The organism is Micromonospora hortensis, assembly GCF_022230935.1.
GTDB lineage: Bacteria > Actinomycetota > Actinomycetes > Mycobacteriales > Micromonosporaceae > Micromonospora > Micromonospora hortensis.
Window position 1 is genome coordinate 1 of the sequence record NZ_JAKKFE010000007.1, and the last position, 22,767, is coordinate 22,767.

Annotated in this window: 19 protein-coding genes; 13 read left to right on the forward strand and 6 right to left on the reverse strand. The window is 71.8% G+C overall.

Annotated elements, in window-relative coordinates; all coding sequences use genetic code 11:
* Window positions 1–29: 29 nt before the first annotated feature.
* From ppc to NIE111_RS04360, 3 genes are all read right to left on the reverse strand, one after another.
* On the reverse strand, window positions 30–2,816 hold the full coding sequence (gene ppc / locus NIE111_RS04350; RefSeq protein WP_238683149.1) for a phosphoenolpyruvate carboxylase: 2,787 nt from the start codon (window positions 2,814–2,816) through the stop codon (window positions 30–32).
* Between the two features lie 129 nt (window positions 2,817–2,945).
* Window positions 2,946–3,998, reverse strand: a complete 1,053-nt coding sequence (locus tag NIE111_RS04355; protein WP_238683150.1) for a hypothetical protein — start codon at window positions 3,996–3,998, stop codon at window positions 2,946–2,948.
* A gap of 109 nt (window positions 3,999–4,107) precedes the next feature.
* On the reverse strand, window positions 4,108–5,022 hold the full coding sequence (locus NIE111_RS04360; protein WP_238683151.1) for a cyclase family protein: 915 nt from the start codon (window positions 5,020–5,022) through the stop codon (window positions 4,108–4,110).
* 344 nt (window positions 5,023–5,366) lie between these two features.
* Between NIE111_RS04360 and mfd the strand changes: the two genes are divergently transcribed.
* From mfd to NIE111_RS04380, 4 genes are all read left to right on the forward strand, one after another.
* Window positions 5,367–8,999 carry a transcription-repair coupling factor gene (mfd, locus tag NIE111_RS04365; protein ID WP_238683152.1) on the forward strand — a complete coding sequence of 1,211 codons (3,633 nt, stop codon included), beginning with the start codon at window positions 5,367–5,369 and terminating at the stop codon, window positions 8,997–8,999.
* Between the two features lie 114 nt (window positions 9,000–9,113).
* Entirely contained in the window at window positions 9,114–9,866 is a 753-nt protein-coding gene (locus NIE111_RS04370) for a hypothetical protein (RefSeq protein WP_238683153.1), read from the forward strand.
* Window positions 9,867–9,868: 2 nt separating this feature from the next.
* A complete protein-coding gene (locus NIE111_RS04375) occupies window positions 9,869–10,864 on the forward strand; it encodes a nucleoside triphosphate pyrophosphohydrolase (protein ID WP_238683154.1) in 996 nt (331 codons plus the stop codon).
* A gap of 107 nt (window positions 10,865–10,971) precedes the next feature.
* Window positions 10,972–12,591 (forward strand): DUF885 domain-containing protein, encoded by a 1,620-nt coding sequence (locus NIE111_RS04380; RefSeq protein ID WP_238683155.1) that lies wholly within the window; start codon window positions 10,972–10,974, stop codon window positions 12,589–12,591.
* 25 nt (window positions 12,592–12,616) lie between these two features.
* Here NIE111_RS04380 and nudC read toward each other — a convergent pair whose 3' ends face one another.
* Window positions 12,617–13,486, reverse strand: a complete 870-nt coding sequence (nudC, locus tag NIE111_RS04385; RefSeq protein ID WP_238683156.1) for an NAD(+) diphosphatase — start codon at window positions 13,484–13,486, stop codon at window positions 12,617–12,619.
* A complete protein-coding gene (locus NIE111_RS04390; protein ID WP_238683157.1) occupies window positions 13,483–14,178 on the reverse strand; it encodes a hypothetical protein in 696 nt (231 codons plus the stop codon). The genes nudC and NIE111_RS04390 overlap by 4 nt, the downstream gene beginning before the upstream one ends.
* Window positions 14,179–14,391: 213 nt before the next feature.
* Here NIE111_RS04390 and eno point away from each other — a divergent pair, with 213 nt between their 5' ends.
* The 4 genes from eno to NIE111_RS04410 are packed head-to-tail and all read left to right on the forward strand — an operon-like array spanning window position 14,392 to window position 17,471.
* A complete protein-coding gene (gene eno / locus NIE111_RS04395) occupies window positions 14,392–15,675 on the forward strand; it encodes a phosphopyruvate hydratase (RefSeq protein WP_238683158.1) in 1,284 nt (427 codons plus the stop codon).
* 32 nt (window positions 15,676–15,707) lie between these two features.
* Window positions 15,708–16,346, forward strand: a complete 639-nt coding sequence (locus NIE111_RS04400) for an FtsB family cell division protein (protein WP_238683159.1) — start codon at window positions 15,708–15,710, stop codon at window positions 16,344–16,346.
* Window positions 16,347–16,380: 34 nt separating this feature from the next.
* The gene (locus NIE111_RS04405) at window positions 16,381–16,938 is read left to right on the forward strand and encodes a DUF501 domain-containing protein (protein WP_238683197.1); all 558 of its coding nucleotides are present in this window, start codon (window positions 16,381–16,383) and stop codon (window positions 16,936–16,938) included.
* Window positions 16,935–17,471 carry an amino-acid N-acetyltransferase gene (locus NIE111_RS04410; RefSeq protein ID WP_238683160.1) on the forward strand — a complete coding sequence of 179 codons (537 nt, stop codon included), beginning with the start codon at window positions 16,935–16,937 and terminating at the stop codon, window positions 17,469–17,471. The genes NIE111_RS04405 and NIE111_RS04410 overlap by 4 nt, the downstream gene beginning before the upstream one ends.
* A gap of 1 nt (window position 17,472) precedes the next feature.
* Here the strand turns inward: NIE111_RS04410 and NIE111_RS04415 are convergent, their stop codons facing one another.
* On the reverse strand, window positions 17,473–18,324 hold the full coding sequence (locus tag NIE111_RS04415) for a CE1 family esterase (RefSeq protein ID WP_238683161.1): 852 nt from the start codon (window positions 18,322–18,324) through the stop codon (window positions 17,473–17,475).
* Window positions 18,325–18,460: 136 nt separating this feature from the next.
* On the opposite strand from NIE111_RS04415, the gene NIE111_RS04420 reads away from it, so the two are divergent.
* The 5 genes from NIE111_RS04420 to NIE111_RS04440 all read left to right on the forward strand — a co-directional run bounded on the left by NIE111_RS04420 (window position 18,461) and on the right by NIE111_RS04440 (window position 22,703).
* Entirely contained in the window at window positions 18,461–19,501 is a 1,041-nt protein-coding gene (locus NIE111_RS04420) for an ArsR/SmtB family transcription factor (RefSeq protein WP_238683162.1), read from the forward strand.
* Between the two features lie 22 nt (window positions 19,502–19,523).
* The gene (locus NIE111_RS04425) at window positions 19,524–20,453 is read left to right on the forward strand and encodes a Ppx/GppA phosphatase family protein (RefSeq protein ID WP_238683198.1); all 930 of its coding nucleotides are present in this window, start codon (window positions 19,524–19,526) and stop codon (window positions 20,451–20,453) included.
* A gap of 184 nt (window positions 20,454–20,637) precedes the next feature.
* Window positions 20,638–20,970: a PadR family transcriptional regulator gene (locus NIE111_RS04430; RefSeq protein ID WP_238683163.1), complete on the forward strand. Its 333-nt coding sequence runs from the start codon at window positions 20,638–20,640 to the stop codon at window positions 20,968–20,970.
* Entirely contained in the window at window positions 20,967–21,980 is a 1,014-nt protein-coding gene (locus NIE111_RS04435; RefSeq protein ID WP_238683164.1) for an HAAS signaling domain-containing protein, read from the forward strand. The genes NIE111_RS04430 and NIE111_RS04435 overlap by 4 nt, the downstream gene beginning before the upstream one ends.
* 129 nt (window positions 21,981–22,109) lie before the next feature.
* Window positions 22,110–22,703: an LppU/SCO3897 family protein gene (locus NIE111_RS04440; RefSeq protein WP_238683165.1), complete on the forward strand. Its 594-nt coding sequence runs from the start codon at window positions 22,110–22,112 to the stop codon at window positions 22,701–22,703.
* Window positions 22,704–22,767 lie beyond the last annotated feature (64 nt).

Here is a 22,767-nt window from a genome sequence, read left to right on the forward strand (position 1 = left end):
TGACCGGGGCCCGTTTCCGTACCTGCCGATCAGCCGGTGTTGCGCATCCCGGCGGCGATGCCGTTCACGGTGGTGAGCAATGCGCGTTCCAGGGCGGTGCCGTCGCTCGGTGCGCGTCGGCCGCCCGGCGCGGTGGCGATCGCCCGCCCGGCCGCGCCCGACTCCCGGTACTGCCGCAGCAGCGCCACCTGGAGATGGTGCAGCGGCTCCAGGTAGGTGTCGCGGACGGCCAGGGTGCGCTGGAGCACCGGCGAGTTCTCCAGCAGTGCCGGTGAGGCGGTCACCGCCAGCACCTCCCGCTTGGTCAGCTCGTACTCCTGCTCGATCTGCTCGAAGATCGGGTGCAGCTTCTTCGGCACCAGCGTCTCGACGTACCGGCGGGCGATGCTCAGGTCGGTCTTGGTCAACATCATCTCGACGTTCGACAGGAACGTGCGGAAGAAGTGCCAATTGCGGTGCATCTCGGCCAGCACGTCCGCCAGACCGGCCTCGCGGGCGGCGGCGAGCCCGGAGCCGACGCCAAACCAGCCCGGCACGATCTGCCGGGTCTGCGTCCAGCCGAACACCCACGGGATGGCCCGCAGCCCGGACAGCCCCGCGCCGGTGTTCGGGCGCTTCGCCGGCCGGGAGCCGATGTTCAGCGCGCCGAGCAACTCGGTGGGGGTGGACGCCCAGAAGTACGCGGGCAGGTCCGGGTCCTCGACGAGCGACCGGTAGGACCGGAACGCCGACTCGGACACCACGTCCATCGTCGCGTCCCAGCGCTCCAACATCTCGGCCGGCTGCCGGGGCGCGGTGTGCAGCAGGGTCGCCTGGAGCACCGCGGCGAGGGTGAGCTCCAGGTTCTCCCGGGCCAGCGAGGGCAGGGTGTACTTGTCGGAGATCACCTCGCCCTGCTCGGTCACCTTGATCGCGCCGTCCATGGTGCCGTACGGCTGCGCCAGGATCGCCTCGTGCGTCGGCCCGCCGCCGCGCCCGACGGTGCCGCCCCGGCCATGGAAGAGCCGCAGGTGCACACCGTGCCGGGCGGCCACGTCGCGCAGCGCGCGCTGCGCCCGGTGGATCGACCACTGGCTGGTGGTGATCCCGGCTTCCTTGTTCGAGTCGGAGTAGCCGAGCATGACCTCCTGCACGTCACCGCGGGCCGTCACCAGCGCCCGGTAGGCGGGCAGCGACAGCAGCTCGTCGAGGAGTTCACCCCCCGAGTTCAGCTCGGCCGGGGTCTCCAGGAGCGGCACGAACCCGACCCGGGCCCGCCCGCTGTGCACGTCCACCAGGCCGGCCTCGCGGGCCAGCACCACGGCGGCCAGCACGTCGTCGACACCCAGGGTCATCGAGATGATGTACGACTCGATCACCTCGGCGCCGAACCGGTCCTGTGCCTCCCGGATGGTGCTGAACACGTCGAACGTCTTGCGGGCCGGCTCGGACAGCGACGTGTCCAGCGTCGACAGCGGACGTCGACCGGTCAGCTCGTCGGCGAGCAGCTTGGTGCGTTCCAGCCGGGTCAACGCCGGGTAGTCGGAGACCTCGCCGACCGCCTCGTAGAGCTGCGCGAGCACCGCGTGGTGCGCCTCGGCGTGCTCCCGGACGTCCATCGTCGCGAGGTGCAGGCCGAACGCGGAGACCGTACGGATGGTGGAGGCCAGCCGGCCGACCGCTGTGAGCTGCCCGGAGTTGCGGGCCAGCGAGGCGCGCAGCAGGTCCAGGTCGGCGATCAGCTCGGCGGAGCCCCGGTAGTCCCGGCCCGACACGTGTGCGATGCCCTGGCGCAACCTCAGCCGGGTGTTGGCGAGCTTCGCCTTCACACAGCGTGCCTTCAGCCGGTACGGCTCCTCCGCGTTGACCCGGCGGAAGCGTTGCGCCACCTCGGGCAGCGCGTCCAGGTCGGCGGCGAGGCTGGCGGAGAGGTCCAGGGACACCCCGCGCAGTCGGCGGGACACCGAGACCTCGTTGATCAGGTGGTCCATCGCCTTCTCGGTGGCCGCGATGCCGTGCTCGTGCTGAATGGTCAGCACCTCGCGGGTGACCGCCGGGGTGACGAACGGGTTGCCGTCGCGGTCGCCGCCGATCCAGGTGCCGAAGCTCAGCGGCCGGGCCGTCGGTGAGGTCTCCACACCGAGCGTGCGCAACGTGTCGGCCAGGTCGTCGAGCACCTGCGGGGCGGCCTCGGCGTACAGGTCGCGCAGGTAGTAGATGGCGTTGCGGGCCTCGTCGGTCGGGTCCGGCCGGTCGAGCCGCAGCTCGTCGGTCTGCCACATCAGGTCCAACAACTCGGCCAGCCGGCGGTTGGCCGGGCCCTCGTCGCTGGCGCCGTAGAGGATCGCGTTGGCGGTCTCGTTGTCCAACTCGTCGGCGATCGCCCGCAGCTTGGACAGGATCGAGCGCCGGGCCGCCTCGGTCGGGTGCGCGGTGAAGACCGGTCGCACCGCCAGCCGGCGAGCCGCGTTGGCGATCTCCTCGGCCGGCACCCCGCGCTCGGCGATCATCTTGGCGGCCTGGTCCAGCCAGCCGCCCTGCACCGCGCGACGGCGGCGCAGGTCCCGCGCACGGTGCACCTGCTCGGTGATGTTGGCCAGGTGGAAGTAGGTGGAGAAGGCGCGGGCCAGCTTGGTGCCGGTGGTCACGTCGAGCCCGCCGAGGCGCTGGGCGGCAGCGGGGGCGTCGGAGCGAACCTGGGCGCGGATCTCCTCGACGAGGTCGAGCAGTGGGCGACCCTCCTGGCGGGCCAGGGTCTGGCCGAGCAGGGTGCCGAGTCGGCGAATGTCGGCGCGCAGTGCGGCGTCCGGGCCGTCGTGGTCGTGCTGGTCGGTCACGATGCGCTCCCTTACGTGGATACGAAGGACAGCGCTGTCCGACTTACTGGATGGTATCCGCGCGCAGGGGATGTCTGGAGGGCCCCCTGGTGATCCACTGCCCCGCGGAGGGGTGTTTCCGGGGTGATCTCAACCACCGTCGCGGTCCGGCGAGGGGTCGGAGCGGGTTGTTCCGGGGCCGGAGGAGGCGGCCCGGCGACCCCGGACCAGGCTCGCGCTGACCAGTCCGAGCCCTCCGAGCACCGTCCAGATCCCGAGGGCGGATGCCGGCCAGCCGGCCGACCGCCAGTCGAAGTACACGGCGGCCTTGGTCAGGTCGTTGGCGAGCCCGGGGATGTTCCAGCGGTGCATGCCGCGCAGCACCCCGGGCAGGAACTCGGGCGCGTAGATGCCGCCGGAGCCCGGGTTGCCGAGCACCACCAACAGCAGGATGACCAGCGCGGTGCCCGCGACGCCGAGCCAGCCCTGGATGGCGCTGGCGAACATGGCGGCGGCGAAGACGGCCAGCGCGCCGATGGCGGCGATCGTCGGTACGTCGTGGTGCCAGATGTCCAGGACGGGTCCGACGACTACCGCGCCGGCGATGCCGAGCAGCACGCTGTAGACCGCCAGCGCGGCGATCCGCAGTCCGGCGCGTCGCGCCGTACGGGGGGTGGTGCCGGCGGATATCCCGAGCACTGTCGAGGCGAGGTAGCCGCCGAGCACGTACCCGACGTTCAGGTAGAAAGGCACCACCCCGCGTGGGTCGGCCGGGGTGACCGGCACCTCGTCGACGATCTGGAGCGGAGTGCCGGCGCGGGTGGTGGCGGTGCCGAGGACCTCCTTGATCGCGCTGGTGGCCGAGGGGCCGGAGGCGCTCGCCACGGTCAGGAGCAGGCCGTCGTCGGGTCCGGTGCTGAGTACGGCGTACACCGCGCGGCTGAGCAGTCCGTGCTCGGCGGCGGCCGGGTCGTCGTACCCGATGGGTTTGAGGATGGTGGTCTGGCCGCGCACGGCGTCGAGCGTCGCCTGGGCGCGTTGGTCGCCGGAGACGACGCCGATCGGCAGGTCGCGCGGTGTGGGTTGATGTAACGCGCCGACGTAGGCCGCGATGAACGCCGTGGCCAGCACGAGGGTGCCGAGGAGCAGTCCGATGCTGCGCGGCGCCCAGTCGCGAGCTGTGCCGTGCGATTCTTTGTCCACGTTGCTAGCCTATGGTCCGTTTTGCGGACCACAGTGTGGAACCAGCTCGCCGGCCCGGCGGCCCGGCAGTGACCAGCCGCAGGCCGTGCGGCAGGCGTCGCCGGTGGCGTCAGGAGTTGACGACGGCGAAGGCGCGGACCGGGAAGGTGCCCATGCCGGCCACCATCGGCGGGGCCGCGGTGAACCGGAAACCGCTCGGCGGCAACGCGTCCAGGCCGGTCAGGTGCTCGACGATCGGGATGCCGGCGGCGAGCAGCGCGCTGTGCGCGGGGCGTACGCCGGCGGCCGCCGGGCTCATGTCGTCGATGTTGATCGAGTCGATGCCGACCAGGGCAGCCCCCGCGTCGACCAGCGCGTGGGCGGCGTCCCCGGTCAGGTGCGGCGCTTGCGGCGCGCCGTACCGCTCGGTGCCGAAGTGCGCGTCCCACCCGGTGTGCAGCAACACCGCCCGGCCGGTCACCTCGTACGGGGCCAGCATCAGCCGGTCCACCGCGCGGATGCCGGCCGGCACCCGGACCACCACCCCCGGTAGGTCGGCGAGACGGTCCAGCGACACCTCGGTCAGGTCGTCGCGCCCGGCCCAGCGGTGGGCGGGCGTGTCCAGGTACGTGCCGGTGTTGGCGATCATGTCGATTCGGGCCACGTGGAACTCGGTGCCCTGGGCGTACCGCTCACGGGATGCCGCGAAGGTCAGCCAGTCGGTGATCCGGGGGCCCGGCCAACCCGGCAGGGTGGTCATCCCGTCGCTGATCACGTGGCTCAGCTCGACCAGCCGACGATCCGCGTCGGAGCCGTCGACCGCGACACCCCGGCCGCCCTTGTGCGGCTCCTCGATGACCGTCTTGGCGCTGATCCGTACGTCGGCGACCATCAGCAGCCCGAGGTGCCTGACGAACAACGCCGCCAGGTCGTCGTCGGTGATCTCCCGACCGGGAATGTCCAGCCGGAACCCCTCGGTACGCAGCCCGCCGCCGTTGGCGAAGCTCACCTCCGCGTCGAACTGTGCCCGCCACTGCTCACCCATCCCGAAACCCGACCACGCCCGCCAGCGACGGTCAAGATTTCCTGGCGGCGACCGGGGCTCGACCCGGCAAGATCGCGCAATATCCAGGATGTAGGGGCATCGGTGCGCCGCTGAGGCCACTACATCCTGGTTCGAGCACGATCTTGGCTCGGGGCTCGGGGCTCGGGGCTCGGGGCTCGGGGCGCGGGGCGTGGGGCGCGGGGCGCGGGCGTGACGCGCGCGGCGCGGACCTGGGCGGAAGGGGGTGGCTGTCGGTCGACGGGGCTAGGCTTGTCGTCGTGCCCCCCCGTCCGGCTGGACGAGGGGCCGCCGTCGTGTGCGTCGACTCCCCGGGAAGGATTCCCTTGCTCACCGGTCTGTTCACCGCCGCCCTGTCCGACCCCGGGCTGACCCGGGCGCGTGACCTGGCGCGCTCCGGTGCCGCCCAGGTCGACGGGCTCGACATCACCGCCCCGGCGGCGCTGCGCCCGTTCGCCGTCGCGGCGGTCGCCGCGGACAACGACGGCGCCGGGCGACCGGTGCTGGCGGTGACCGCCACCACCCGGGAGGCCGACGACCTGGCCGCCGCGCTGGGCGGGTTGCTGCCGGCCGAGCAGGTAGTGGTCTTCCCCTCCTGGGAGACGCTGCCGCACGAGCGGCTGTCCCCGCGCTCCGACACTGTCGGAAGGCGGCTGGCCGTGCTGCGCCGGCTGGCGCACCCGGAGGCGACCGACGCGCACGGCGGCACCGGGCCACTGCGAGTGGTAGTCGCGCCGGTCCGTTCGCTGCTCCAGCCGCAGCTGAAGGGGCTCGGCGATCTGGAGCCGGTGCAGCTCGCCGCCGGCGAGGAGGCCGACCTGGAAGAGGTCGCCCGCCGGTTGACCGACATGGCGTACGCCCGGGTCGACCTGGTCACCAAGCGCGGCGAGTTCGCGGTGCGCGGCGGCATCCTGGACGTCTTCCCGCCCACCGACGAGCACCCGTCCCGGGTCGAGTTCTGGGGCGACGAGGTGGAGGAGATCCGCACCTTCGCCGTCGCCGACCAGCGGACCATCGAGCAGGTTCCGCTGCTCTGGGCGCCGCCCTGCCGCGAGCTGCTGCTCACCCCGGCGGTTCGCGACCGGGCCGCCGCGCTCGCCGAGCAGCACCCCGAGCTGGCCGAGATCCTCGACAAGCTGGCCGAGGGCATCCCGGTGGAGGGGATGGAGTCCCTGGCTCCGGTGCTGGTCGGCCCCGACTCACTGGAGCTGCTGCTGGACGCCATGCCGGCCGGCACCCACGTCCTGCTCTGCGACCCGGAGCGGATCCGCACGCGGGCGCACGACCTGGTGCGTACGTCGGAGGAGTTCTTGCAGGCCAGCTGGGCCGCCGCCGCGGTCGGCGGCCAGGCCCCGGTGGACGTCGGCGCCGCCGCCTTCCGCACCCTCGGCGAGGTACGCGCCGCCGCGGGCAGGCTCGGCCAGCCGTGGTGGACGCTGTCCCCGTTCGGGTTGGTTGAGGGGGAGACCGCCGAGACCCGGCAGCCCTGGGAGGACGCGCCCGAGCAGGCCGCCGTCACTCCGGACGACGCCATCGCGGTGACCCTGTCCGCCCAACCGGCGCCGCTCTATCACGGCGAGACCTCGCGGGTCGTCGAGGACCTCAAGCGCTGGGCCGGTGAGGGCTGGTCGATCGCGCTGGTCTTCGAGGGGCACGGCCCCGCCCAGCGGGCGGTGGAGGTGCTGCGCGACGCCGGCCTGGGTGCCCGGTTGGCCGAGGAGGTGCCGACCGCGCCCGTCCCCGGCGAGCTGGTGGTCACCTGCGGTGCGCTGAGCAGCGGGTTCGTCGACGAGGCGTCCCGCTTCGTGCTGCTCACCGGCAATGACGTCACAGGCGGTCGGGGCACCTCGACGCGGGACATGCGCAAGATGCCGAGCCGTCGGCGCAACACCATCGACCCGCTGGAGTTGAAGACCGGCGACCACGTGGTGCACGAGCAGCACGGCATCGGCCGCTACGTCGAGCTGGTGCAGCGCACCGTCAACGGCGCCAGCCGGGAATACCTGGTCATCGAGTACGCGGCCAGCAAGCGGGGCCAACCCGGCGACCGGTTGTTCGTCCCGACCGACCAGCTCGACCAGCTCTCCCGCTACGTGGGCGGCGAGCAGCCGACCCTGCACAAGATGGGCGGCTCGGACTGGCAGAAGTCAAAGGCCCGGGCCCGCAAGGCGGTCCGGGAGATCGCCGCGCAGCTCATCCAGCTCTACGCCGCCCGCAAGGCGTCCAAGGGGCACTCGTTCGGCCCGGACACGCCGTGGCAGCGCGAGCTGGAGGACGCCTTCCCCTGGCAGGAGACGCCGGACCAGCTCGCCGCGATCGACGAGGTCAAGCGGGACATGGAGCAGACCGTCCCGATGGACCGGCTGATCTGCGGTGATGTCGGCTACGGCAAGACCGAGATCGCGGTCCGGGCGGCGTTCAAGGCGGTGCAGGACGGTAAGCAGGTGGCGGTGCTGGTGCCGACCACCCTGCTGGTTCAGCAGCACTACAACACGTTCGCCGAGCGGATGAGCCAGTTCCCGGTCCAGATCCGGCAGCTGTCCCGGTTCCAGACGCCGAAGGAGACCGAGCGGACGCTGGAGATGGTCGCCGACGGCACCGTCGACATCGTCATCGGTACGCACCGGCTGTTGCAGACGGCGACCCGCTTCAAGCAGCTCGGTCTGGTGATCGTCGACGAGGAGCAGCGCTTCGGTGTCGAGCACAAGGAGCACCTGAAGACGCTGCGCGCGTCGGTCGACGTGCTCAGCATGTCGGCCACTCCGATCCCGCGCACCCTGGAGATGGCGATCACCGGCATCCGGGAGATGTCCACCATCGCCACCCCGCCGGAGGAGCGGCACCCGGTGCTCACCTTCGTCGGCGCGCAGGACGACCGGCAGGTGGCCGCTTCCATCCACCGTGAGCTGCTCCGCGACGGGCAGGTCTTCTACCTGCACAACCGGGTCGAGTCGATCGACCGGGCGGCACGGCGACTGCGGGAGCTGGTGCCCGAGGCGCGGGTCGCGGTGGCGCACGGCCAGATGGGCGAGGACGCCCTGGAGAAGGTCATGGTCGGCTTCTGGGAGAAGGAGTTCGACGTCCTGGTCTGCACCACGATCGTCGAGTCGGGCATCGACATCCCGAACGCCAACACGCTGATCGTGGAGCGGGCCGACCTGCTGGGCCTGGCCCAGCTGCACCAGATCCGGGGCCGGGTCGGCCGGGGCCGGGAGCGGGCGTACGCCTACTTCCTCTACCCGCCGGAGAAGCCGCTCACCGAGCACGCCCACGAGCGGTTGGCGACCATCGCCCAGCACACCGAGTTGGGCGCCGGCATGTACGTGGCGATGAAGGACCTGGAGATCCGGGGCGCCGGCAACCTGCTCGGTGGCGAGCAGTCCGGGCACATCGAGGGCGTCGGCTTCGACCTGTACGTGCGGATGGTCGGCGAGGCGGTCTCCGCGTTCAAGGGTGAGCGGCCGGAGGAGGAGACCGATGTCAAGATCGATCTGCCGGTCGACGCGCACCTGCCACACGACTACGTGAGCGTGGAGCGGCTGCGACTGGAGATGTACCGCAAGCTCGCCGAGGCGCGCGACGAGGAGCGGCTGGGCGAGGTGATCGCCGAGATGACCGACCGGTACGGCGAGCCGCCGGCCCCGGTGCAGAACCTGGTGGAGGTGGCCAGGTTCCGTCTGCTGGCCCGCCGTTACGGCCTGTCCGACGTGTCCATGCAGGGCAAGCACGTACGGTTCGGCCCGCTGCCGTTGCCGGACTCGAAGCAGATGCGGCTCAAGCGCTACCACCCGGATGCCGTCTACAAGCAGGCCACCGACCAGGTCAGCGTGCCCCGACCGACCACCCGTCGGATCGGTGGCGAGCCGCTGCGTGACCAGGCGCTGCTCCAGTGGTGCGCGCAACTGCTCTCCGATGTGCTCGGTGCCCCCGCCCCGCTCGCCGTCGCCGCGAACGCCTGAGCCGGCTGTGTGCTCTGGACCAGGGACGGTCGCGTCGACGCCGTCCCTGGTCGTGGGATGAGCGAAGGTGGGGGGTGTCACAACCCCGGGTGACGGCGTGAGAGAGTGGCGGCTATGCGTGCTCGCCGTCTTGCCGCCGTCGCCACTGTGGCGCTCGGCCTCGTCGCCCTCTCCGGTTGCCGTGCTGAGCCTGGTATCGCCGCTTACATCGGTGACCAGCGCATCACCGACGTTCAGGTCACCGCCGCGATGAAGGACCTGCGGACGAAGAACCCGGCGCCGGAATCCTCCGCCAGTGGGCAGCCCGGGGCGCCGCAACCGACCCTGCCCAAGGTGGCCGACGTGGTTCGGGCCATGGTGCTGACCAAGGTGTGCGAGAAGCTCTCCGCCGAGAAGAACTACCAGCCGCGCGGCCAGGTGACTGTCGACCAGGCCGCCCAGCAGCTCAGCCTCGACCCGGAGACGGGGCACGTGCGGGAGGTGGCGAAGTTCTTCACCTGCCTGTCCGGGTTGCCGGCCGAGCCGATCGAGCCGACCAAGGAGGAGCTCGCCGACGTGATCGCCGCCGGGCGTGCGGCCGGCAAGATCCCCGCCGACGTGACCGACGAGGCCGCCGCCCAGCAGCTCGACGGCGAGCAGCTACGCGGCGCGCTGGCGACCAAGCGGATCCTGGCCGAGGCGGTCGGTCGTTACGACGTCACCGTCAGCCCTCGGTACCGTCCGCTCGATTTCCCGCTGCTCAGCTTCAGCGATGACGCACCCGCGGTGAGCGTGCCGTTGGGTGAGCCGGGCTCCGACGCGGTCACCGACATCTCCACCCCGGAGGGGCCGACCGGGACGCCGGAGGCCGAGGGCACGGCCAGCTGAGCATGACGGCACGGATCGTCCTCCTGGTCACCTCACCTCGGTTGCCCGCCGGCCTGTTGACGGCCGCGGCCTGGGACGTCGTACGCCAGCACCCGGTGTTGACCGGCGCGGACAGCGAGTTGACCACTGCCGTGCGCCAGGCGGGCGCCGAGGTCACTGTGGTGGACGGCCCGGCGACGCAGCCGTTGCTGGACGCGGTGGCGACGCACGGCACAGTGGTGTGGCTGGCCGGCCCGGCGGGTGACGAGGCGCTGGCCCGGGAGTTGGGTCTGCGGCTGGCCCGGCAGCCGGGGTTGGCCGAGATGGAGCTGATGTACGGCTCGTGGGATCCGCCGGGTGCCCGACTGCTCGACGCGGTGGCCGTGCTGGATCGGCTGGCCTCTCCGGGTGGCGACCCGTGGAAGCGGGCGCAGACGCACCGCAGCCTCGCCGGTTACCTGCTGGAGGAGAGCTACGAGGCGTACGACGCCATCGGCGCCGACGACACCGACGCGCTGCGCGAGGAGTTGGGCGACGTGTTGTTGCAGGTGGTGCTGCACGCGCGGCTCGCCGAGGAGTTGCCCGAGGATGAGCGGTGGACCATCGACGACGTGGCCGGTGGTCTGGTCGACAAGATGATCCGGCGTAATCCGCACGTCTTCGCCGGTGCCGAGGCGGGCACCCTGGAGGAGATCACCGAGAACTGGGAGCGGATCAAGCGCGCGGAGAAGGCACGGCACTCGGCGTTGGACGGTGTGGCAATGAGTCAGCCCGCGCTGGCCCTGGCAACGCAGATCCTGGACCGCGCCGCCCGCAGAGGCATCGACGTCCCGCTCCCACCGGCGGCCGACACCCAGGCGGATGCCGAGGCAAGACTGGGCGCCGACCTGCTGGCAAGGGTGGCCGCCGCCCGCGAGGCGGGCATAGACCCCGAAGCGGCCCTCCGCCGCACCACCCTCGCCCACGCCGAAGCCATCCGCAAGGCCGAACCCCCACCCCCACCCACCAGCCCGCGGTGATCATGAAGTTATTGCTCCGACACGCCGAGGTGGATGGCAATAACTTCATGATCGACGGGGTGGGTGAAACCGGGGGCGGAGCGCACAGCGGTCGGTAGGGTGGTGCGGTGGAAGCGTTTGGGGTGCTGGCTGAGCGGGTTGTCGAGGCTTTACTGGAGTCGCGGCCGGGGGTTGCCACCGCCGCCGGTGACCACCGCTTCGACGACAGGCTGCCGGACCTGTCCGCCGACGGGTTGACCGCCGATCGGGCGATGCTCTCCGACGCTGCCAACGCACTGTCCGAACTGGACCCGGACTCGCTCGACGTCGACGAGCAGGTGGACCACGCGCTGCTCAGCGCATTCGTGGACCGGGAGCTGTTCGAGTTGACCGAGATCCGCTCGCACGAGTGGGATCCGCTGCGGCACAACCCCGGCCCGCTGCTGCACCCGCTGCTGGCCCGCCCGTACGCCCCCGTGGACGTGCGGCTGACCCAACTCGCCGGCCGGCTCGGCGCCGTACCGGACGCCCTCGCCACCGCCCGCGCGACGCTGCGGGACATGCCGCGCGTCCACGCGGAGACGGCGGTCGGGCAGTTCACCGGCACGGCCGCACTGATCCGCGACGAGCTTCCGGCGTTGCTCGCCCAGGCCCCGAGCCACCTCGGCCGGGTCGAGCCGGCGGCCACCGCCGCGATCGCCGCGCTGGACGAGTTCGTGGCCTGGCTGCGCGCCGGCCTGGCCGCCGACGCCGGCCCCGGCCGTGACCCGCGACTGGGCCGGCGCCGCTGGGAGGCCCGGCTCTGGCACACCCTCGACACCGAGTTGGGCGCCGCCGAAATCCAGCGTCGCGCCTGGGCCAACCTGGACCGGGTCACCGCGGAGATCCGCGAGGCCGCCGTCGAGCTGGTCGGTGGTCCGGCCGACGACGCGACGGTACGTCGGGCGTTGGACCTGCTCGCCGCCGAGCACCCGAACGACGCGACGATCGTCGAGCTGGCCGGGGTGACACTGGACGAGGCGACCGACTTCGTCCGCGCACACGACCTGGTCACACTGGTGGACGACCGGTGCGTGATCCAGGAGATGCCGGAGTTCGCCAGGGGGGTCGCTGTGGCGTACTGCGACGCCCCCGGCCCGCTGGAGACCGCCGCCCTGCCGACCTTCTACTGCATCGCGCCCACCCCGTCGGACTGGCCGGCGCAGCGGGTTGACTCCTTCTACCGCGAATACAACGCTCATATGATCCGCAACCTGACGGTGCACGAGGCGATGCCGGGGCACTTCCTTCAGCTCGCCCACGCCCGCCGCTACGTCGGTGGGACGCGGGTCCGCGCGTTGGCCGAGTCCGGCCCGTTCATCGAGGGCTGGGCGGTCTACGCGGAGGAGGTGATGACGGGGCTCGGCTTCGGCGGTCTGCCGGTGCGGCTGCAGCAGCTCAAGATGCAACTGCGGATGACCATCAACGCGCTGCTCGACCAGTTGGTGCACGCCGAGGACCTGCCCGAGGCCGAGGCGATGGCGTTGATGACCGGGCGCGGCTTCCAGGAGGAGGGCGAGGCGGCCGGCAAGTGGCGGCGCGCGCAACTGACCTCCACCCAGCTCTCCACCTACTTCGTCGGGTACAGCGAGGTGGCCGAGATCGCCGCCGCCCGTCCGGCCGGGGTGTCGGTCCGCGACTGGCACGACGCGATGCTCGCCCACGACTGCCCGCCCCCGCGCCACCTGCGCACCCTGCTCGGTCTCTGAGCAGAAACGCCGGGCCGCGCGGGTCTCAGCGCCGCGCGGCGGTCACCGTCGCGTCGATGAGCCAGCGCGAGATGGAGTACGCGGGCGGCAGTTGCGCCGGCAGCTCATCCAGGCCGAACCACTGAGCCCTGGTCAGCTCCCGCCCGTCGACCACCGGTTCGGTCCCGGAGTCGGCGGCACGGGCGGTGAAGCCGGCGAGCAGCACGCCCGGGCCGGAGATCGCCCAGGGTTGGCTGCCGAAGTAGGCCAGCCGGTCGACGGGCAGCCCGACCTCCTCACCGACCTCCCGGTGTACCGCCGCCTCAAGCGTCTCGCCGGCCTCGACGAAGCCGGCCACCAGCGCCCACAGCCCGGTCGGACCGGTGGCGTGCTGCACCAGCAGCAGCTCGTCGACGTGCCCGGGCGGACCGGGCCGGGTGATCGCCACCAGTACGGCGGCGGAGAGCTGCATCGGCACGTACAGCGCGCAGTCGGGGCACTGTCGGGCGGTCTCGCCGGGTCGGTCGGTCAGCTCCGCTCGGCAGGCGCCGCACCACCGGTGGGTACGCCGCCAGGTCAGCACCGCCAGCGCCCGGCTGGCGAGCGTGGCGTGCGGCTCCGGCACCTCGGCGGCGAGGGACGCCCAGCCGCGCGCCCGGCCGGGAAGGTCGTTGGCGGTGGTGGTCAGGTCGGCGCCCCAGGCGGGCACTCCGTCGAGCGTGCCCAGCGGCACCCAGTCGGTGTCGACGGGCAGATCGGCGACGCGGAGGGGATGGCCGTCGACGCCGGTCAGCAGCTTCGCGCCGGTCACCGGCAGGGCCAGGTCGCTGGGGCCGGGAGGCCGGCTCCGGTCGGCTCCCGGCAGGAACCCGCCGGGCGGCGCGACGGTTGGGGGCTCGACCGGTGGGTCGGTCACGAGCCGCCGGGGCGGCGGTCGACGACGGCGGCGCCGGCGGGCGGTTCGAACGCGCCCTCGTCGACGGTCGCGGAGTAGTTGCTCAGCGCCAACTCCATCGGCTTGCCGTCGACCGGCCCGGTGAAGCTGCCGAGCACGCCCTCGGTGGTCACGCAGGCGGTGAAGTCGCCGGACGACGAGCTCTCCACCACGACGCAGGCGGCGTGGCGCCCGGCGACTGTGGTGTCACTCTGCTTGATCACCGCCTGTGGGTCGAGCGCTGCGGCGGTGAGCAGCCCGACCACCACCGGCGGCGTGACGAGGCCCTGCTGGTTGGCCTCGCCGAACAGCGTCACCGTGGGCTTGCTGCCCGGGGTGGGCGGGGTGATCAGCGTGCACTGCGGGCGCGCGGCGGTCGTCGTGCACCGGGTGATGGCCTCCGGGGTGACGGTGAGTTGCCCGCCCGGGTAGGTGTACGTGGATCGCGCCGGGTCCTGCGCCTGCACGATCGCGGCGCGTTGGCCGCCGGGCAACTGGTAGTCGGCCGAGTAGGTCAACTCCAGTGCCCGATCGAGCCGGGCGGCGAGGTCGTTGACGAGTTCCGAGCGGCCCATGGCGACTCCGGCGTCCTCGAATGTCTGACAGCCGGTGACCGTGAGCGACGCGATGACCGACACGGCGAGCATGCGGAGGGTGGTCGAGGCGGCGGGCATGGCGACCAGCCTGGTGGATCTGGTCCGCGCAGCGCAAACCCGTTGCCGGTTGACGCCCGGAAATCCGGGAATGTCCGTCAACGCGGGGTGACCCGGGTGCGCGGGCGACGCCGTGCCCGTTCGCGTCGCCCGATACGCTGCGTTCAACACCTGCCTCAGCCGCACCGTCGCGGCCCACCCACGGACCGGATCACAACAACGAGGAGCGACTTAGTGGCAACCATCGAGGGAATCGTCGCCCGGGAGATTCTCGACTCGCGGGGCAACCCGACGGTCGAGGTCGAGGTCGGTCTGGACGACGGCACGGTAGCCCGCGCCGCCGTGCCCTCCGGCGCCTCCACCGGCGCCTTCGAGGCGATCGAGCTGCGCGACGGTGACGCCGACCGCTACCAGGGCAAGGGCGTGGAGAAGGCGGTCTCCAACGTCGAAGACAAGATCGTCGACCAGATCATCGGGTACGAGGCCAGCGAGCAGCGGCTGATCGACCAGAAGATGCTCGACATCGACGGCACGGAGAGCAAGTCGGAGCTGGGCGCGAACGCCATCCTCGGGGTCTCCCTGGCGGTGGCGAAGGCCGCTGCCGGCAGCGCCGAGCTGAGCCTCTTCCGCTACCTGGGCGGCCCGAACGCGCACCTCCTGCCCGTGCCGATGATGAACATCCTCAACGGTGGCGCGCACGCCGACTCGAACGTCGACATCCAGGAGTTCATGATCGCGCCGATCGGCGCGCCCACCTTCCGTGAGGCGCTGCGCTCGGGCGCGGAGGTCTACCACGCGCTGAAGTCGGTGCTGAAGAAGAAGGGCCTCTCCACCGGGCTCGGCGACGAGGGTGGCTTCGCGCCGAACCTGCCGACGAACGCGGCGGCTCTGGACCTGATCGCCGAGGCTGTCGAGAAGGCCGGTTACCGGCTCGGCACCGACATCGTGTTCGCGCTCGACGTGGCGGCCACCGAGTTCTTCGACAACGGCACCTACACGTTCGAGGGTGCCGCGAAGTCCGCCGAGGACATGAGCACCTACTACACGAAGCTGGCCGACGAGTACCCGATCGTGTCGATCGAGGACCCGCTGGCCGAGGACGACTGGAGCGGCTGGCAGACGCTGACCGCCTCGATCGGCGACCGGGTGCAGATCGTCGGTGACGACCTGTTCGTGACCAACCCGCAGCGCATCGCCCGCGGCATCGCGGAGAAGTCGGCGAACGCGGTTCTCGTCAAGGTCAACCAGATCGGCTCGCTGACCGAGACCCTGGACGCGGTGGACCTGGCCCACCGGGCCGGCTTCAAGTGCATGATGAGCCACCGCTCCGGCGAGACCGAGGACACCACCATCGCCGACCTGGCGGTGGCCACCGGCTGCGGCCAGATCAAGACCGGTGCCCCGGCCCGCTCGGACCGTGTCGCCAAGTACAACCAGCTGCTCCGGATCGAGGAGGAGCTGGCCGACGCGGCGCGCTACGCCGGCGCTGGCGCGTTCCCGCGCTACCGTTCGGCCTGAGACGCACGAAGCCTCGGGGGAGGGGTGTGACGATGCAGCAGCGCCGCACACCGGGTGGTCAGCGTCCCGCCCGCCGGCCGGGTCAGTCCGGTCGGCCGGGCGGTGGGCGCGCCACGCGGGGATCGGTCCGCGAGGCGGGCGTACGCGCCGAGCCGCGCGCCGCCGGTCGCGCACCGGGTGCTGCCCGGGGCGCGGAAGGCGTGCGCTCGGCGAATCGTCCCGCCGCAGCTCGGCGTACCGCTGCCGCTGGTGTCGTGAAGCGGCTCGCCGCACCCCACCCCCGTCGCTTCACCGGCCGGGCCACAGTGCTGTTCGCGGTGCTGATCGCGCTCGCTCTGGCCTACACCTATCCAGTCCGGGTCTACCTGGATCAGCAGGCCGACATCGAGCGGATGGAGGCGGCCCAGGCGGTGCAGGAGCGGGAGATCGCCAAGCTCGCCGCCAAGGCCGCGAACTGGAAAGACGACGAGTACATCAAGACGCAGGCTCGGGAGCGGTTCTTCATGGGCGAGCCGGGCGAGAAGATGATGGTGGTGCTGCACGACCCGGAGGGCGCCGCCCGGGACGCCGGGAAGTCGGCCGCTTCGGCCCCGCCAGCCGGGCCGTCGACCTGGTACGACACGCTCTGGTCGAGCGTGCGGGCTGCGGACAGCCAGCAGCCGGGCCAGTGATCCACCGACCAGCACACCAGGAGAGATGGGCACCGTGACTGTCGTACCACCGTCGGAGCCGGCGGCGGATTCCGTTCCCCTGCCGCAGCGCGAGCCGGCCACCGAGGCCGACCTGGCCGCGGTGGCCGCGCAGCTCGGCCGGACGCCCCGGGGCACCCGGGCGGTGGCCCACCGGTGCCCGTGTGGCCTTCCCGACGTGGTGGAGACGACTCCCCGCCTCGCCGACGGCACCCCGTTCCCGACGCTCTACTACCTGACCTGCCCCCGGGCCACGGCGGCGTGCAGCCGGCTGGAGTCGGCGGGGCTGATGAAGGAGATGGCGGACCGGCTGACGACGGATCCGGAGTTGGCCGCCCATTACCGTGCCGCGCACGAGGACTACCTCACCCGCCGGGGTGCGATCGGTGAGGTGCCGGAGATCGCCGGCATCTCGGCCGGCGGGATGCCGGGTCGGGTGAAGTGCCTGCACGTGCACCTGGGTCACGCGCTGGGCGCCGGCCCCGGGGTGAACCCGTTCGGCGACGAGACGTTGGGCCTGGTCGAGCCCTGGTGGTCGGCGGGGCCGTGCGTGGACGTGCCGGCGGCCGAATGAGCAGGCAGGCCGGGTCCGAGGCACCCGAGAGTCAGATCCTCGTGCGGCGGGCCCGCACCGGGGACGTGCGGGGCATCCGACGACTCGTCGACACCTACACCAACGACCGGCGGCTGCTGAGCAAGGCGACAGTCACCCTCTTCGAGCAGGTGCAGGAGTTCCGGGTCGCGGTCCGGGCCGAGGACGACGTCGTGGTGGGCTGCGGCGCGCTGCACGTCATGTGGGAGGACCTGGCCGAGATCCGTACGGTGGCGGTGGACCCGTCCTGCCGGGGCCGGCGCATCGGTCACCGGCTGGTCGGTGAGCTGATCGACGCGGCCCGGGAGTTGGGGGTGGCACGGATCTTCGTGCTCACCTTCGAGACGCGGTTCTTCGACGCGTTCGGTTTCCGCGAGATCGACGGCGCTCCGGTGCCGCAGCCGGTCTACGAGCAACTGCTGCGCTCGTACGACGAGGGTGTCGCGGAGTTCCTGGACCTGGAGCGGGTCAAGCCGAACACGCTGGGCAACACCCGGATGCTGCTGCGCCTGTAGGTCAGGCCTTGCGGGGGTGGGCGGCGAAGAACTCCCACATCAGGTCGGTGGCGGACAGCCCCGCGGAGGATGCGGCGAGTTGGCCCGTTGTCGCTCCCGGCCAACTGTGGCCCATGTCGGCGATCGTGTAGACGCTGACCTCGCTGCCGTCCGCGCAGCCCGCCACCGTGTGCGTCACCCCCGGCACCCCGGACGCCTTCGGGCTCGGCCGGCAACTGAGCCGCTGCTGCCAGGTCCGCATGCCGGCCTGGAAGGTCGAGGCGTAACGGTCCTGGCCGCCGATGAAGGTGATCACGGAGACCGGGCTCTTCGGCACGTAACTGTCGGCGGTGGTCAAGTTTCCGCTGTAACCACCGCTGACCACTCCGATAGCGGCGTACTTGCCGGTGCTCTCCACCGCGGCCCGGAAGCTCATGTCGCCGCCGTTCGAGATGCCGGTGAGGAACACCTGGTTCGGGTCGGCGTGCCAGGTCTGCACCAGATGGTCGGTGAGGGCGGTGAGGAAGCCGACGTCGTCCTCGCTGCCGCAACAGATCAGCGCGTTGAAGCCGCCGCCCTGCCCGTTGGGGTAGGCGACCAGCACGTTGTCCTTGTCGGCCTTGGCGTCGAGGCCCGCCAACTCCCGCATCGAGGATCCGAGGCCGGGATAGAAGTGCAGCGCGATGACCAGCGCGGAGGGCCTGCCCGGGTCGTACCCCGGTGGCGCGTGCAGCAGGTAGGTGCGGTCGAGTCCGTTGTGGTGCAGGGTGAGCTGGTGGTCACCGGCCGCCGGTCGTTCGCTCGACGCGGACGGTGAGGCTGGTGGGGCCGACGAGGGTTGCCCCCGCTCATCACAAGCTGCCGCGACGACCATGAGGCAGAGCCCCGTTAACACCGCCACCGTTCGCCGCACGCCGGCCACCCCCCGTCGACCCCGAGGTCCACACTGGAGATCATTCAGCGGCGGAGCAACCCTTTCGGTCCTGGGCGAAGGCAGGCAGGCTGGTGCCATGCTTCGCCTCCAGCTCGGGTCGGCCGACCTGTGCCGGGTGCGGTTCGCCGATCGGCTGCATCCGGTCGGGATCGCGCTGCTGGCTGGTCAGTGGCTGCGCGATCCCACTGTCGCGGCGATGGCGCCGACCCTGGCCGAGCGGGTGGCGGCGGCCGAGGGCACGGCTGCCGCCCAGGCCGCCACCGCGGTCCTGCGGCATCTGCTGCCCGACCGGGGACGTCTGCCGGATTTCGTCACTCCCTTCGACGGCCTGGAGTCGGTGGAGGCCGGGCTTGAGGCGATCCGGGCCACCCCGGCACGGCGGGTCCGCGCCGAGGTCACCCTGGCGTACTCGGACACGTCGGTCAGCCCGCTGCGGCGGCGGTTCGCGGCGGCCGATCCGGAGGTGCTCGACCTGTTCGGCGGGGCCGTGCGGACCTGGTTCGACGCGGTGCTCGAACCGCACTGGGCCGAGCTGGTGTCCGCGTACCGTCAGCAGGTGGCGTCTGCCAGCCAGCGGCTGGCGCAGCATGGCCTGGCCAGCCTCTTCGCCGGTCTGCACCCGAGCATCCGGTGGCGGGAGCCGGTGCTGGAGGTACGGACGTGGTGGGACGGCGACCTTCCCGGCACCGGCCACGGGATCATCCTGCTGCCCTCCCCGTTGGCCGGGCCGCGGCCCCGGGTGCTCGTCGAGCAGGGTTACCCGATCCTGCTCGTCTACCCGGTGGTCATGCCGGTGCGCGAGGCTCCCGCCGACGACGGTGCCCTCGGTCGGCTGCTCGGCGTCACCCGGGCGCTGGTGCTGCGCCGACTGGCGACCGACGGGGGGTTGACCACCACAGTGTTGTCCCGGGCGGTCGGGATCAGTCTCTCCTCGGCCTCGGAACATGCCCGCGCGCTGCGGACCGCCGGTCTGGTGACCAGTGAGCGGGAGGGCGGGGCCGTGCGACATCACCTGACCTCGCTCGGTGTGGCGTTGTTGCGGGGCCCGTCGAGCGACCTGGGCGAGTCGTGGCCCACTGCCAACCAAGCCGCCGGGTGGCCGCCCGTCCTGCCGTAAGGTTGCTGCCGTGACGACGCGTGTGGCGGCCATCGACTGCGGGACCAACTCGATCCGACTGCTGGTCGCCGACCTGCCCGACGCCTCGGCCGGGCCGCAGGCGCCGCTGGTCGACCTGACCCGGCGGATGGAGATCGTCCGGTTGGGGCAGGGCGTGGATCGCACCGGCCGACTGGCGCCGGAGGCGATCGAGCGGACCAGGGTGGCGTTGGCGTCGTACGCCGCCGACATCGAGAAGCTGGGCGCGCGGCGGGTGCGGATGTGTGCCACCTCGGCCTCCCGCGATGCGGCGAACGCCGCCGACTTCACCGAGATGGTGCGGGCCACCCTCGGTGTCGCGCCCGAGGTGGTCAGCGGCGACGAGGAGGCCCGGCTGTCGTTCACCGGCGCGGTGCGCGGGCTGCCCGCCGACGCGAAGGAGCCGTTCCTGGTCGTCGACATCGGTGGTGGTTCCACCGAGTTCGTGGTCGGTGACCGGGCCGCCGGGGTGCGGTCGGCGATCTCGGTGGACATCGGCTGCGTCCGGATGACCGAGCGGCACCTGCCCGGTGACCCGCCGACGCCCGAGCAGGTCGCGGCGGCGCAGGCCGACATCGCCGCTGTGGTGGACCGGGCGCTCGCCGTGGTGCCCGGTCGCGAGGCGGCCACCCTGGTCGGCCTCGCCGGGTCGGTCACCACAGTGGTCGCGCTCGCCCAGGGCCTGCGGGAGTACGACCCGGAGCGCATCCACCACGCCCGGGTGTCGTACGAGGAGGTCGCCCGGGTGACAGCGGAGCTGCTGGGTCAGACCCGTGCGCAGCGGTTGGCGAACCCGGTGATGCACCCGGGCCGCGCCGACGTGATCGGCGCGGGCGCCCTGGTGCTTCGCGTGATCATGGAGCGGGCCGGGATGCCGTCGGTGGTCGCCTCGGAGCACGACATCCTCGACGGCATCGCCTGGAGCGTCCAGTAAGCCACCGCGCGCCAGCGATCTTGATCAACGCGCCTTCATTGGCGTCGCGGTGTGCGGGCAGCGTGGATGCCCCGACTTCCTGAAAGCCGAGTCGATCACCATCACGCGCGCCGCGCGCCGCGCGCCGGGCGTGTCGCGGCCGTTTCGTTGACGCTACTTCGCATTACACACTAGTGTGTAATGCGTGGACACCACACAGTTGTTGAAGGGCGTGCTTGATCTGGCCGTCCTGGCCGTGCTCCGAGAGGAGGACGGTTACGGTTACGACATTCTGCGCCGGCTGCGCGAGGCCGGCCTGGAGGAGGTCGGTGACGCCTCTGTCTACGGGACGCTGCGCCGCCTCTTCGCCGCCGGCCTGCTCACCACCTACGTCGTGCCGAGCGAATCCGGGCCGCACCGCAAGTACTACTCACTCAACGTCGCGGGGCGCGACCAGCTGACCCGCTCCGGCAAGCTCTGGCGCTCGTTCGCCACCACAATGGACAGTCTGCTCGACGATCGGGGGATGGCGGCATGACCGTCGCGGAGCAGGAGATCACCGACTATGTGGCGCGGGTCCGGGCCGCTCTGGCCGACCTGCCCCCCGGGCAACGCGACGAGTTGACCGAGGATCTCGCCGACCACCTCACCGAGGTAGCCGCCGAGGCCGAGGGCACCCTGGTCGAGCGGTTGGGCGAGCCCGAGACGTACGCCGCCGAGCTGCGCGCCGCAGCCGGCGCCGCGCCGGGCAGCGGGCGCAACCTCGACCAGCGGGTGGCGAGCGCGATGGCCCGGGTCCGCGGCCGGCTGCGCACCATGGACACCCGTCTCGGCCCACCCCTGGGGTACGAGACGGCCAGCGACTTCCTCCGGCTGCTGCGTCCGGCCTGGTGGGTGCTGCGCGGCTATCTGGCGGCGATGCTGGTCACGGTGATCAGCACCGGTGGCGACTTCGGGCTGCTGCCCCGGTTCGGCGGCGAGCTACTCGCCGGCCTGATCATGCTGATCGGCTTCGTGCTCGCCTCCATCTGGATCGGTCGCCGTTCGGCCCAGCTGACCCGTTGGCCGCGCTCGGCCGTTCAGGTCGCCAGCGCGGTGCTGGTGGTCTTCGCGCTCGCCGGGCTGGTCGACGCGGAGAACGCGCGCGACAACGACTACTACTACGACCAGACTTCGGTTGACAGCCAGTACGGCCACATCCGGGACGTCTTCGTCTACGACGGCGAGGGTCGGCTGGTGGAGAACGCCCGGCTCTTCGATCAGAACGGCAATCCGATCCGGCTCGGCTACCACCCGGACTGCCCGAGCCCGCTCGACGTTTATGGCCAGCCGTTGCTGCGGCCGTACCCGTACTGCCCCGAGCAGGCTCCCTTCGGGCCTCGCGGTCCGGGTGCGCCTCTCCTTCCGGCGTCGTCGCCCACAGCCACGCCGGACCCGAGCAGCACACTCGACCCGACCGCAACGCCGACCCCGACGGCCACCGGCCAGCCCACGGCAAGCCCGACCGCGACGCCGAGCGGCACACCAACCCCCACCCCGACGAGCTGACCGAGGTGTGAACTGGATCATGCGGGTGAAACTGGGAATTAGCTGAACGGACGAGGCGAGCGGGACGACACCGGAAATCAATGATCGTTACGGTGTCGTCTGCTCATCAACCCCTCGGAAGGAACCCCCGTGCCAGAGCAGGTCGCACCGCCCCCCGCGCCCGACGCCGCAACCCCTGAGCCGGCCGTCGAGACGCCGCAAGCGGCCGAGCCGCAGCCTGCCACGCAGCAGCCGCAGCCGCAGCCGCAGCCGCAGCCGGCCACCGAGCCGCAGCCGGCCACTGAGCCGCAGCCGGCTACCGAGCCGCAGCCGGCGGCCGAGCCGAAGGCGGAGAAGTCCGGTGCGAAGAAGGCCATCGGCATCGTCGGTGCGATCCTCGTCGTCGTCGTCATCGCCGGCCTGAAGTTCGGCGTCGCCTCGGCGATCGGCAACTACTTCAACAAGGACGAAACCGCAGCCGCCAAGACCGGCGACTGCATCGCCGAACTGCCCGAGGTCACCGGCACCGAGCAGGAGGAGGTCGACGGCGCCAAGGTCGTCGAGTGCACCTCCACCGACGCGGCGTACAGCGTGGTCGGTCGAGTGGACGGCCAGAGCGAGGCGCAGGCCAAGGCCGACACCACCTGCACGCAGTTCTTCAAGGAAGGCCAGGAGGGGTACATCTACTCCAGCATCAAGCCAGGCAAGACGGGCTACGTGCTCTGCCTGACCAAGAAGGTCTGACCACAGCGGTTAGCTCGACAAAGACGGCGGCGGGAGCAGACCCCGCCGCCGTCGGCGTACCCGG